The organism is Rhodanobacter sp. AS-Z3, from assembly GCF_029224025.1.
GTDB lineage: Bacteria > Pseudomonadota > Gammaproteobacteria > Xanthomonadales > Rhodanobacteraceae > Rhodanobacter.
In genome coordinates this window covers 573936-587014 of sequence record NZ_CP119392.1, presented here as the reverse complement: position 1 = coordinate 587014, position 13079 = coordinate 573936, and the positions used below count along the sequence as shown (strand labels likewise).

General features: G+C 61.8%; 6 protein-coding genes and 3 pseudogenes. 7 read left to right on the top strand and 2 right to left on the bottom strand.

Features of this window, described 5'->3' with window-relative positions:
• Nucleotides 1–181 precede the first annotated feature (181 nt).
• Together istB and istA are read right to left on the bottom strand one after the other, a co-directional pair.
• Nucleotides 182–1008, bottom strand: a pseudogene (gene istB, locus PY254_RS02530) (IS21-like element helper ATPase IstB).
• A pseudogene (gene istA / locus PY254_RS02525) lies at nt 1001–2498 on the bottom strand (IS21 family transposase). Before istA ends, istB begins: the two co-directional pseudogenes overlap by 8 nt.
• Before the next feature lie 1407 nt (nt 2499–3905).
• Here istA and kdpF point away from each other — a divergent pair.
• The 7 genes and pseudogenes from kdpF (at nt 3906) to PY254_RS02490 (ending at nt 12700) form a co-directional block, all read left to right on the top strand.
• Complete coding sequence (gene kdpF / locus PY254_RS02520; protein WP_281013914.1) at nt 3906–3998, top strand: K(+)-transporting ATPase subunit F; 93 nt, start codon at nt 3906–3908, stop codon at nt 3996–3998.
• Nucleotides 3995–5773, top strand: coding sequence for a potassium-transporting ATPase subunit KdpA (gene kdpA / locus PY254_RS02515; RefSeq protein WP_281013913.1), 1779 nt, complete (start codon nt 3995–3997; stop codon nt 5771–5773). Before kdpF ends, kdpA begins: the two co-directional genes overlap by 4 nt.
• 3 nt (nt 5774–5776) lie before the next feature.
• Entirely contained in the window at nt 5777–7849 is a 2073-nt protein-coding gene (kdpB, locus tag PY254_RS02510; RefSeq protein WP_281013912.1) for a potassium-transporting ATPase subunit KdpB, read from the top strand.
• Complete coding sequence (locus PY254_RS02505; protein ID WP_281013911.1) at nt 7849–8646, top strand: TorF family putative porin; 798 nt, start codon at nt 7849–7851, stop codon at nt 8644–8646. Before kdpB ends, PY254_RS02505 begins: the two co-directional genes overlap by 1 nt.
• Nucleotides 8647–8721: 75 nt before the next feature.
• Entirely contained in the window at nt 8722–9306 is a 585-nt protein-coding gene (gene kdpC, locus PY254_RS02500; RefSeq protein ID WP_281013910.1) for a potassium-transporting ATPase subunit KdpC, read from the top strand.
• 38 nt (nt 9307–9344) lie between these two features.
• Complete coding sequence (locus PY254_RS02495; RefSeq protein WP_281013909.1) at nt 9345–12011, top strand: ATP-binding protein; 2667 nt, start codon at nt 9345–9347, stop codon at nt 12009–12011.
• Nucleotides 12008–12700: pseudogene (locus PY254_RS02490) on the top strand (response regulator transcription factor). The gene PY254_RS02495 and the pseudogene PY254_RS02490 overlap by 4 nt, the downstream one beginning before the upstream one ends.
• Nucleotides 12701–13079 lie beyond the last annotated feature (379 nt).

Genomic DNA, 13079 nt, shown 5'->3' with positions numbered 1-13079 from the left:
GCTCCTCTTTTTAGATTCCGTGATCTTGATGGTCGTGGCCCGGCACGACGAAAGCGCAGTGTGTGTCTGGAGGATGTTGGCGCCGGTTGAAAACTGACCCCCTCTGCCGGTTGAAAACTGACCAGGGCAAGGAAGCCGAGGGGAGACCCCTCGGCTGTGGATAAGTATAGATCGCTGACGCTCAGAACGGATCGATGACCTCTTCGGTTCCGACGGTGTCGACACTGCCGTCGCCCCGCTTGCGTGTCCGCTCGCGTGAGCTGATTTTCGCCTTGGCGGTGGCGCTGCTGTGGCGGAAGCGATAGGACGCGTTGCCGGTCTCCACGATGTGGCAGTGGTGGGTCAGCCGGTCGAGCAAGGCGGTGGTGAGCTTGGCATCACCGAAGACGGTGGCCCATTCGGCGAAGGTCAGGTTGGTGGTGATGATCACGCTGGTGTGCTCGTAGAGCTTGGACAACAGGTGGAAGAGCAAGGCACCGCCGGCCTGCGAGAACGGCAGATAGCCGAGCTCATCCAGGATCACCAGATCCATGCGCATCAGCGTATAGGCCAAGCGCCCCTGCTTGCCGGCAGCCTTCTCCAGTTCCAGTGTATTGACCAGCTCGACAGTGGAGTAGAAGCGCACGCGCTTGCCGTGATGCTGGATGGCGCTGATGCCCAGCGCGGTGGCCAGGTGCGTCTGCCGGTACCGGTGCCACCGACCAGCACGACGTTGTGCGCGGTGTCGGTGAAGGCCAACGTGGCGAGCTGGTTGACGATTGCTTGGTCGACCTTGGCGCTGGCGAAGTCGAAGCTGGCCAGATCCCGGTGGATCGGGAAACGCGCGGTATGCATCTGGTAGGCGATGGTGCGCATAGCTTGATAGGTGTGCTCCGCTTGAAGCAGGTGCTCGATCAGCCAGTGCGAGGCTTGCATGGCGGCGGTGCCGCCTTGTTCAAGCAACTCGCCATAGGCCTGTGCCATGCCGTGCAGCTTGAGCGCCTTCAGATCGGCGATGACTTCAGTCATGGCTCACCTCCATGTGACGCAGCTGGTCGTAACGGTCGGGATCGGCTAGCGGCTCTTCCTGCAAACGCAGCGCGGTGTCGACCGTGAGAGTGGGTGTCTCGCGCAGCCGTGCGAGCACGTTGCGCACATGATCGACACTGATCGCGCCGGAGGCGATGACCAGCTCGACAGCGACCAGCACCGCCTCCAGACCGAAGGTCGGTACACACGCCAAGACCTCAGCCATGACGCGATCACCGCCAGGGCGACGCAACAAGGCCAGCTGCAGCGTGCGTAGTGCATCGGGCAATCCGCCGAACGGTGCACCATTGCGCAGCGCCCCCGGCTTGCGCTCGATCAGCGGCACGTAATGCAACCAGTCGTAAACCGTCTGATCACGATCCAGTGCACGCCGGTGGTCAGCCACCGCCTGCTGTTCGGCATAGACCACGATCCGTTCGGGATACAGCCGCGCGCTGACGCGATGGCCGGCCAAGTGGCACGGCACGGAGTAGCGGTTGCGCTTGACCGTGACCAAGGCAGGTGCTGGAGACCCGGGCGACGATCTCAACATAGCCATCGAAGGCGCTCGGCATCGGCATCAGGTGCGGCTGCTCGTGCTCGTGCGCTTCGGTCACGCTCATGCCGGGATAGTCCGGATGGGATGCAGCGGCCCACGCCTGCGGGCAGCGAACGGCCAGCCACGCGTTGAGCTCGGCGAACGAGGTGAAACTCTCGCTCAGCGCCTCCTGCCACAGGCCACGGCGGTTGTCCTGCACGTCCTTCTCGACACGGCCCTTCTCCCAGCCGGCGGCGACGTTGCAGAAGTCCGCGTCGATCAGATAATGCGAACACATCGCCGCGAAGCGGGCGTTGACGATGCGCTCCTTGCCCTTGCCGACCTTGTCCACGGCCGTCTTCATGTTGTCGTAGATGCCACGCCGCGCCACACCTCCCAGACCGGTCAGGCATCGCGTATGGGCATCGAACAGCATCTCGTGGCCTTCGCCGGGATACGCCGCCAGCCAGAACGCCCGGCTCGCACAGAGCTTCATGTGCGCCAGCCGTATCCGGCGGTAGACGCCGCCGATCACGATGCCTTCCTCGCTCCAGTCGAACTGGTACGCCTCGCCCCAACCAAACGTCAGCGGCACATAGGCCGAGCGTGCCGTCACCGAGCCCGCCTCGGCGCGCCACCGGCGGATGCGCTCGGTCAGCTGCGAGTAGCCGCCGTCGTAGCCCTTGGCCTTGATCTGGGCAAACAATCGCAGCAGCGTGCGTCGATCCCGCCGGGGCCGGTGGGCATCGGTCTCCAGCGCCTGACGGACCTCGTCGACATACGGATCGAGCTTGGTCCATCCGCCCGGTCGTGCGTACTTCAGCTCGCTACGCTCAGGCTCCTTGAGCCACTTCCTGATCGTGTTGCGCGACAGGCTCGTGCGGCGGGCTATCTCGTTGATCGGCACCTTCTCGCGCAGGTGCATCCGGCGGACTTTGGCGTACATGCTCATGTGATCACCTCGTTTCCCCGCTGGTTAAAAGCTCAGCAGGTTAGGTTGAACACCCTGGTCACATTTGAACCGGCAGAACCCCTCTTTGGTGGTCAGTTTTCATCCGGCGCCAACAGGTTTGGGGAGAGCTTCGCCAGCACGGGGACCTACCCGTTGATGCGCCGTGGTCGCGCGAACTCGAACAAGCGCTCCGGAATCACCCGTTGCCAGGCAACCTCCGCGCCCTTCAGCGCCTCGCCGTGCTTTGCATGGCTTGGTGGTCCTCATCAGATTCGAGCGCAGGAATACGCACCGCACTAGCCGAGTGGGGCCGCTTCACCTCGGTACCTGTGCCAGGGAACAGCGATTTCGGGAACGGTTGTCGCACGAATCGTATCCGATGGTTCCGTGCGAGGCTCGCGCAATGGGCCAAGGAAGAGCACGGTACATGGGCCTCCGCGGCGGCGGCGCTCGGCTGCGATGAAAAAACTCTACGGCAAGATTCTGGCCTACCGCGTGGCGACACGAATTAACGGTTAACCGCTTTGACGGCGCGGGTTTGATCCAGGTTTTGGAGTACCTCCCGGGGCAATCCCATCCAGGTAATACGTGCCTCACAGGCTCCACCGCTTGAACGCGAACACTCCCAAGAATTCCGATCATTGCAAAACGCCAGCCACCTGCCCAGCTTCGCCAAAGTAACTGACCAGCGTCGCCAGCGAAACTGACCACGGCCGGCGGCGGCGCTGCCCATCGTCGCCAGCTCGTTGCCCATCCTTGGCGTCGCTCCATGCCACGATCACAAGCGGAGCTCGCGAGGCTCGACCGGTGTGGGGGGCAGCGGAGGCGACTGGCAGCAACCGACCCGTTGCTGCCCGTGGCGAACGGCAGCTTTCGGGAAGGCTACACAACCCAAGCCTTAACCCCGTGCCCCGGTGGCTGCAACGTCACGTGGGCGCAGGCAGACTAACGAGTTGCACCGCTTAGCTAAGCGCATCAAGAGATCATGTATTGGTTTCATGAACAACTTCGGCCGCGGTCGTCAGGGCTAGCGCGATGGCCGGCCTTTTGCCCTCGCTGTAGCGATCTACGAACTAGTCGCTGTGATCGCGGACCATCAGCATGATGACGTGCTCTTGTAGTAAAGGTGCTTTCCAGCGCGCGCCAAGCTCTACGCGCGAAGTGCGCAAATTTAATGATTTCTATATACACACGGGGCAAATCGCTACCCCTTTCTTATACGGCACTTCCTAAAGTACGCGTCGTTCCTCTTTGAGTCGACGCCGATGGATTTCGTCTACCTGCTGTTCCTTCTTGTGCTATGCGCTGCAGCTTTTGGCTTTCTGCTGATCTGCGACCGGCTTGGGCCGCGTAAATGAGCCGCCGCGTGACGCACCTGTCTGCCTTTTCCCGCGTGAGCCTCCTCTCATGAATGTCACCTATGTTCTTGCCGCGATCATCGCGGTGGCACTCGTCGGCTACCTGTGTGTGGCCCTGCTCAAGCCGGAGTGGTTCGAATGACCACCAACGACTATGTTCAGATCGGCCTGTTTCTGATCGTCTTGCTGCTGCTGGTGAAACCGGTCGGTAGCTACATGGCGCTGGTGTTTGCCGATGCGCCTAACCGTGTCACCCGATTCGGCGCCTGCATCGAGCGCGGCATCTACCGCCTGTGCGGCATTGATCACGCCGAGGACATGGGCTGGAAGCGCTATGCGCTGGCCATGCTGCTGTTCAATGTGCTCGGCGTGCTGGTGGTGTTCCTGCTGCAACGCGTGCAAGGGTGGTTGCCGTTGAATCCGCAGCACTTCGGCGCAGTGTCGTCCGATTCGGCGATGAACACCGCGATCAGCTTTGCCACCAACACCAACTGGCAAGGCTACGGCGGCGAGTCGACGATGAGCTACCTGACCCAGATGCTGGGCATGGCAGTGCAGAACTTTCTCTCGGCCGCCACCGGCATCGCCGTGCTGGTGGCGGTGGTGCGCGGCTTCAGTCGACGCAGCGCGAAGGGGCTGGGCAATTTCTGGGTCGACCTCACGCGCAGCGTGCTGTATGTGTTGGTCCCGCTGTCACTGCTGATCACCCTGTTGCTGGTATCGCAGGGCGTGGTGCAGAACTTCAAGTCGTATGTCGACGTGCCGGTGGTGCAGACGAGCAGTTATGCGGCCACGGCGAAGGATCCTGCTGGCCATGACGTGACCACGCAGACGAAGGTCACCACGCAAACCCTGCCGATGGGTCCGGCCGCCTCGCAGGTCGCGATCAAGATGCTTGGCACCAACGGTGGTGGTTTCTTCAATGCGAACTCGGCGCATCCGTACGAAAATCCCACGCCGTTCTCCAACTTCATCGAGATGCTGGCGATCTTCCTGATCCCGGGCGGCCTGTGTGTGATGTTCGGCCGGCTGGTCGGCGACCGCCGGCAGGGCTGGGCGATCCTCGCCACGATGCTGGTGATCTTCGTACCGCTGGCGATCGCGCTGGTCGCCGCGGAGCAGGCCGGCAATCCGGCACTGCACGGGCTGGCGGTCGATGCCCACGCGTCGGCGCTGCAGGCCGGCGGCAACATGGAAGGCAAGGAAACGCGTTTCGGTATTGCGTCGAGCGGGCTGTTTGCGGCGATCACCACCGCGGCTTCGTGCGGTGCGGTCAACGCGATGCATGACTCATTTACGCCACTGGGCGGAATGATTCCGATGTGGCTGATGCAGCTGGGTGAAGTGATCTTCGGCGGCGTCGGTTCGGGCCTTTACGGCATGCTGGCCTTCGCGGTGGTGGCGGTGTTCATCGCCGGTCTCATGGTCGGTCGCACGCCGGAATACCTGGGCAAGAAGATCGAAGCGCACGAGATGAAGATGGCCAGTCTCGCGGTGCTGATTCCCTGCGCGCTGGTGGTCATCGGCACGGCCATCGCGGTGACGGTGCCCGGTGGCGCGGCCGGTGTGGCCAACCCTGGGGCGCACGGTTTCAGCGAAATGCTCTACGCCGTGACCTCAGCCTCCAACAACAACGGCAGCGCGTTTGCCGGGTTGTCGGCCAACACCCCGTTCTGGAACGTGTTGCTGGCGGTCTGCATGTTTCTGGCCCGCTTTCCGCTGGCGATCGCGATGCTGGCGATGGCCGGCTCGCTGGCCGCCAAACGCCACGTACCCGAATCCGCCGGTACTTTGCCTACCCACACACCGCTGTTCGTGACCCTGCTCGCGTTCGTGGTGATCGTGGTCGGCGCACTCACTTTCTTGCCGGCACTGGCCCTGGGGCCGATTGTCGAGCAACTCATGTCGGGACACTGAAGCATGACCGCACAAACGCAAGCAGCGGGTAGTTTTAACCGTGAGCTGATTCTCACGGCGATAGCCGATTCGTTCCGCAAGCTGTCGCCACGGCTGCAGTTCCGCAATCCGGTGATGTTCGTGGTGTTCGTCTGCAGCATCCTCACCAGCTTGCTGTGGGTGCAGGCGCTCGTCGGCCACGGCGAGGCACCGACCGGCTTCATATTCTGGGTCAGCCTGTGGCTGTGGTTCACGCTGCTGTTCGCGAACTTCGCTGAGGCATTGGCCGAGGGGCGTGGCAAGGCGCAGGCCGACGCCTTGCGCAGCTCGCGCAAGGACGTGATCGCGAAAAAGCTGGCCTCAGCTGATCGTCAGGCGTTTATCACTTTCACACCATCCAGCGAATTGCGGAACGGCCATCACGTGCTGGTCGAAGCCGGCGAATTGGTACCCGGCGACGGCGAGGTGGTAGCGGGCGCAGCCAGCGTCAATGAAAGTGCGATCACCGGCGAGTCCGCTCCTGTGATTCGCGAATCCGGCGGCGACCGCAGCGCGGTTACGGGTGGTACCCAAGTACTGTCGGACTGGCTGGTGGTGCGGATCACCAGCAATCCGGGCGAGAGCTTTCTTGATCGCATGATTGCGATGGTTGAGGGATCCAAGCGGCGCAAGACGCCAAATGAGATCGCGTTGACCATCTTGCTGGCGAAGTTTTCGCTGATCTTCCTGCTCGCCTGCTCCACACTGCTGCCATATTCGATTTATAGCGTGCAGGCAGCGGGTGTCGGCCATCCAATCACCTTGACGGTGCTGATCGCGCTGCTGGTGTGCCTGATCCCCACCACCATCGGTGCGCTGCTCTCCGCAATCGGCATTGCCGGCATGGACCGGATGATCCGCGCCAACGTCATCGCGACCTCCGGTCGCGCGGTCGAAGCGGCCGGTGACGTCGACGTGCTGCTGCTGGACAAGACCGGCACTATCACGCTGGGCAATCGTCAGGCGGTGGCCTTCCATCCCGCGCCCGGCATTGCCGAGAACGAATTAGCCGAAGCCGCACAGCTTGCTTCACTGGCAGACGAGACGCCGGAAGGCCGCAGCGTGATCGTGCTGGCCAAGGAAAGGTACGGTCTGGAAGAACGCCAGCTGACTGAAGGCGAAGCGCAGTTCGTGCCCTTCACCGCGCAGACGCGCATGAGCGGTGTGGATTTGGGTGATCGGCACATCCGAAAGGGCGCATTGGATACGGTCGAAAAATATCTCGAAGCACAGAATAGTCACATTCCGCCGCTGCTCAAGCGCATGGCCGAGGACATCGCGCGCCGCGGTGCCACACCGCTGATCGTGGTAGAAGGTGCGAACGCACTGGGCGTGATCGAGCTGAAGGACATCGTCAAGGCCGGCATCAAGGAGCGCTTCGCCGAGATGCGCAAGATGGGCATCAAGACCATCATGATCACCGGTGACAATCCGCTTACTGCCGCTGCCATCGCCGCCGAAGCTGGTGTTGATGACTTCCTCGCCGAAGCCACACCGGAAGCCAAGCTGCAGCTGATCCGCGACATCCAGTCGGAAAACCGGTTGGTCGCCATGTGCGGCGACGGCACCAACGACGCGCCGGCACTGGCGCAGGCGGATGTCGCGGTGGCCATGAATACCGGCACGCAGGCCGCGAAAGAGGCCGGCAACATGGTCGACCTTGATTCCAACCCGACCAAGTTGATCGAGGTGGTGGCGATCGGCAAGCAGCTGCTGATCACCCGCGGCTCGCTGACGACGTTCTCGATCTCCAACGACATCGCAAAATATTTCGCCATCATTCCGGCCGCTTTCGCCACGACTTATCCGGCGTTGAATACTCTCAACGTGATGCATCTGGCGACGCCGCAGAGCGCGATCCTGTCGGCGGTGATCTTCAATGCGCTGATCATCGTGGCGCTGATTCCGCTCGCGCTGAAAGGCGTGAAATACCGCGCGCTGGGTGCCGCTGCGCTGCTTCGTCGCAACCTGCTTATCTATGGGCTTGGCGGCATGGTGATGCCGTTCCTTGGCATCAAGCTGATCGACATGGCTCTCGTCGTGTGCGGACTTTCCTGATGAAACGCGTTCCGATGATCGCGCTGGTACTGGCACTCCTCCCGTTCACACAGGCAAAGGCGACCGACAGCTCTGCAAGCGGCAATGGCGCCGTGACCTCCGACTACATGTTCCGCGGCCTGACCCAGACGTGGGGCCAGCCGGCGATTCAGGGTGGCGCCGACTATGCGAACACGAACGGTTTTGCCGCCGGTTTCTGGGGTTCCAGCATCAGCGAGCGCAGCTATCCGGGTGGCGGCATGGAGCTGGACTTGTATGCCAGCTACGGCCATGCAATCAACAGCGACTGGTCGTGGCGCGCTGGCCTGTACAGCTATGTCTACCCGGGTGCCAATCTTGATCAGGCGGGACTACGCTCGCGCTCATTGAATACTGCCGAGGCGAACGTCGCGCTGAGCTGGAAGTTGCTCACTTTGAAATACAACCGCGCGCTCACCGACTATTTCGGCGTGGATACAGAACAGGGTTATCGCGGCGATTCGAAAGGCACGGACTATCTGCAACTGGATGCCGCCATACCGCTCACTGATGCGTGGAGCCTCGCCTTGCATGCGGGCCACACGCACTACATCACCACGCTGGTGACACCACTGGCTGACGGTGCGCGCAATCCCGGATACAGCGATTTTGTTGCAACGCTGAAGTACCAGTTTGCGACTCACTGGTCGCTGAGCGGTGGTGTCACCTATGCGACCAATGCGAATTTCTATCGGCGTACCTCCAGCTTTCTCGACGCCAGCAACACCCGCAACGTCGGCGGGTCGCGTGGATTCCTGATGCTGCAGGGGACTTTCTGAGGCGATCGATAGCCGATCGCGGATAGCAACAAACGGCCGAAGCTTGGCCGTACTTTCAAAAACACCGAGACCGCCATGAGCAAATTGCTGCGTCAATCTTTCTCCCTGCTGCTGTTGATGACCGTCATCACCGGCGTGCTATATCCGCTGGCCGCTACCGGTCTGGCTCAACTGATCTTTCCGCATCAGGCCAACGGCAGCCTGATCGTGAAGGACGGCCAGCCGATTGGTTCTGCCTTGATCGGCCAGTCGTTTACCGAACCGAAGTATTTCTGGGGACGGCCGTCGGCGACCACGCCGAATCCTTACAACGGCGCATCGTCGGCGGGCTCCAATGTCGGTCCGACCAACCCGGCGCTCACTGATGCGGTGAAGCAGCGCATCGCCTTGCTTCGTGCGGCTGATCCTGGCAACACTGCAGCCGTGCCGGTGGATCTGGTGACGGCGTCTGGCAGTGGGCTCGACCCGCAGATCAGCCCGGCTGCGGCGCAGTACCAACTTGCTCGCGTGGCAAAGGTGCGCGGCATGACCCATGCACAGGTGCAGGCGCTGGTGAACAAATACACTGACGGTCGCCAGCTTGGTGTGCTCGGCGAGCCGCGGGTCAACGTGCTCCAACTCAATCTCGCACTGGACGCTGCCCAGGCTCATGCCGGGTGATCCAGTGAACGCAGTGCCACCCAAACGGTCATCTGTCCATGAGCGAACCATCCCGCGAAGCACGTGCCGATGCCTTGCTTAGTACCGTGCACGACGAGCGCAGTCAGCGGCTGAAGGTGTTCCTTGGCGCCGCGCCAGGCGTCGGCAAGACGTACGCGATGTTGTCCGCCGCGCGCGAGCTGAAACGGCAAGGTGTGGACGTGGTGGTTGGCCTGGTGGAAACGCATGGCCGCGCCGACACGGCGGCACTGCTGGAAGGCATGGAAGTGTTGCCGCGCCGAGCAGTGCGATACCACGACCGTGACTTCACTGAGTTCGACCTGGACGCCGCACTCACGCGTAAGCCGGCTGTTCTGCTGGTCGATGAACTGGCGCATCGCAATCTTCCCGGCGGTCGCCATGAGCGGCGCTGGCAGGACATTGCCGAACTGCTGGATGCTGGAATCGAGATATACAGCGCGCTCAACGTGCAGCATCTGGAAAGCCTCAACGATCAGGTGCGGCGGATCACCGGCATTACTGTGCGCGAGACCGTGCCCGATGCGTTCCTCGACCGTGCGCGCGACATTGTGCTCGTCGACTTGCCCCCACGTGAACTGATCGGTCGCTTGAAGCAGGGCAAGGTCTACGTGCCGGAGACAGCAGCGGCAGCGCTTGATGCGTTCTTCACGCCGACCAACCTCGCCGCATTGCGCGAACTGGCGGTCGATACGATTGCGAACCATGTTGACAGCGACTTGCGCGAACACATGCTGGCACGTGGCGGCAGCATGCCGGTGCGCCGCCGTGTGCTGGCAGCAATCGACGGGTACGGTCAGAGCGAATACCTGGTGCGTGTGGCGCGACGCATCGCCGAGCGGCGTGGCGCGCCTTGGAGTGTGGCTTTCGTTGATACCGGGGCGCCACTGGATCCGGGACGACGCGAACGGCTGGACGCCGCGATGCAACTGGCACGCCGCTTGGGCGGCGAAGCTATTATCCTGCGCGGCTACGCCATTGCCGACGAACTGATTGCGCACGCTGATCGGGAGGGTATTGGCCAAATCATTCTTGGCCGTACCCGAGAACGCGTTCTGGCACGCATGCTTGGGCGATCTCTGACCCAGTTGCTGCTGCGCCACGCTGCGCACCTGGAGCTAACCATCATCGCCACGCCGGTGGAGCGCGCCAAGGCACGGCGGCACCTTCAGGTTTCAACTGCACACGGTGCGCGTGGCGAATATGTCTACGCGACGCTGGCTACGCTGGTGGCGTTCGGACTGTCGTTCATTGCCGATCGCTATATGTCGGTGGCAAACCTGTCGCTGATCTTCCTCACGGCGGTTCTTGTGGTCGCCGTTCGTACGCGCATGGCCGTCGCCGTCTACACGGCCGTACTCTGCTTCCTCGGATACAACTTCTTTTTCGCGCCACCGCGCTACACCTTGGTGATCGCGAATGTCGGTGACGCGATGACCGTCACGCTGTTTCTGGTCGCCGCCTTGGTTTGCAGTCGTCTTGCCACCCGGCTTGCCAGCCAGGTGGAGTCGTTGAGGAGCGCACAGGTGCAGACGCGCTCGCTGCTGACGCTGGGCCAGAAATTGAGCACCAGCGCCGATGCTGACAGCATCCGCGATGCAGGCAGCAAGGCACTGGCGCTTGCGTTGCGCTGTCATGTTGCGATTCTGGCTCGCGACGCGGAACAGATCATGCGTGTGGCAACAAGCGTACCTCTGGAAGCCGCGCTCACTACGCAGGATTTGGCTGCAGCTGACTGGGGGGATCAGCATGGTTTGCAGGCTGGTCACCGTACCGACACCTTGAATGCGGCGCCGTACTGGATCATGCCGTTGGGCAGCGAGGCTCAACCGATGGGCGTGGTTGCGCTCCATTTCGAACCCGCCGTGGGCGATCCCGATCCAGCACAGCGCAGTTTGGCGTTGGCAATGACGCAGGACATCGGACAAGCCCTGGAACGCGTGCGACTGTCAGACGAGCTTGAGGGTGCGCGCGTACAAGGTGAAACCGAACGCTTGCGCAGCGCACTGCTATCCTCGGTCTCGCACGATTTGCGTTCACCGCTGGCATCCATGATCGGCGCAGCAGGGACGTTGATCAGCTACGAGGAGAAATTGCCGCCGAAAGAGCGCCTCGAATTGCTGGAGGCGATCCTCGGAGAAGGGCAGCGACTGGACAGCTATATCCAGAATCTGCTTGACATGACGCGGCTCGGCCACGGCACGCTGAAACTCAACCGCGACTGGACGGACAGCGAGGAAATTGTCGCAGCAGCAGTGACACGCCTGCGCAAGCTGTTTCCCTATCTTCGCGTGGAAACCATGGCGCCTGGCAGTCCCGTGCTGCTTTATGTCCATGCCGCGTTGATCGAGCAGGCGTTGTTCAATATCCTTGAGAACGCCGCGCGCTTTTCACCCGCTGGCGAGCCCGTTCGTGTGACTACGAGCTGCGTCGATGGCAGCCTGCTGATCGATGTCGCTGATCGTGGTCCGGGTATTCCAGAGCACGAACGGGCGCAGATCTTTGACATGTTCTATTCGGTGTCACGCGGTGACTGCGCGCCGCAAGGCACTGGCCTCGGCCTTGCGATCTGTCGGGGAATGATCGGTGCTCATGGCGGTAGCGTCGAAGCACTACCTGGTGCGGGCGTCGGGACCACCATTCGCATCAGCCTGCCACTGCCGCCACCGACCGACATCGCAGCATGACCACATCAGCGCCACGCATTCTGGTGATCGACGACGAAGCACAGATTCGCCGCTTTCTCGAAATAGGGCTGCGTGCCGAAGGCTACGAGGTATTGCTGGCCAGCAACGCCGCAGACGGACTGGCACTCGCGGCGACGCAATCGCCGGATCTGCTGGTTCTGGACATTGGATTGCCTGATCGCGACGGTCATGAAGTGCTTGGCGAATTACGCCAATGGAGTCAAGTACCAGTGCTGATGTTGTCGGTGCGAGATGCGGAAACCGAGAAGGTGCGTGCACTCGACCGCGGCGCCAACGATTACATGACCAAGCCGTTCGGTATCCAAGAGCTGATGGCGCGCTTGCGTGCCTTGCTGCGCAACCGTACGGGTGAGCCGGAGTGCTCCCCTCAGTAGGACGATGGACATCTCGCGGTCGATCTGGCACGTCGCGAGGTAAGTCTGGAAGGGGTGCCGCTGGCGCTGACCCGAAAGGAGTACGCCGTGCTGGAAGTGCTGCTACGCCATGCCGGTCTGGTGGTGACCCAGCAACAGCTGCTGCGTGAGATATGGGGGCCGACTCATACCGATGACAAACAGTACCTGCGTATCGTGCTTGGCAAACTCCGCCAGAAGTTGGGTGACGATGCGGCCGCTCCACGCTGGCTGAAGACCGAGCCCGGCGTCGGCTATCGTTTCCTTGTCAATTGAGCTTAGGTGGATATGCATTGTGGTCCATGTCATCGACGGGCAAGAGTACTGGGACTGACGGTCCGTGTTCAGTTTTTTTTGATGAGACGGCCTTCGGTAAGAGAGTCCTGCTTCTTGTCATGGAGAATTAGAGCGATTTACTTCGTGGTGCTTGCTGAACATAGCCAACGGTTGGCGACTTAGCGAATGGCCGCTATGCGAAGACTTGGGAGGGGAATCGACCGGCTGGTAATGGCCGGTTGGAGCCAGTCGACTTTGGTCGACGGGTGACCTCAGTCAGGTGGTCAGCTGGTTGCCAATGCTGGTCAAGTCGTTTGCCGGCCCTAATCAACTGTGTTGGCAACGCGTGGGCAGTTCGTTGGCAATACGCAATCATCGA

Bases quoted from the DNA above. Each gene is read 5' to 3' on its own strand.
- kdpF (WP_281013914.1), top strand. From the start codon at position 3,906: ATGAATGTCACCTATGTTCTTGCCGCGATCATCGCGGTGGCACTCGTC.
- kdpA (WP_281013913.1), top strand. From the start codon at position 3,995: ATGACCACCAACGACTATGTTCAGATCGGCCTGTTTCTGATCGTCTTG.
- kdpB (WP_281013912.1), top strand. From the start codon at position 5,777: ATGACCGCACAAACGCAAGCAGCGGGTAGTTTTAACCGTGAGCTGATT.
- PY254_RS02505 (WP_281013911.1), top strand. From the start codon at position 7,849: ATGAAACGCGTTCCGATGATCGCGCTGGTACTGGCACTCCTCCCGTTC.
- kdpC (WP_281013910.1), top strand. From the start codon at position 8,722: ATGAGCAAATTGCTGCGTCAATCTTTCTCCCTGCTGCTGTTGATGACC.
- PY254_RS02495 (WP_281013909.1), top strand. From the start codon at position 9,345: ATGAGCGAACCATCCCGCGAAGCACGTGCCGATGCCTTGCTTAGTACC.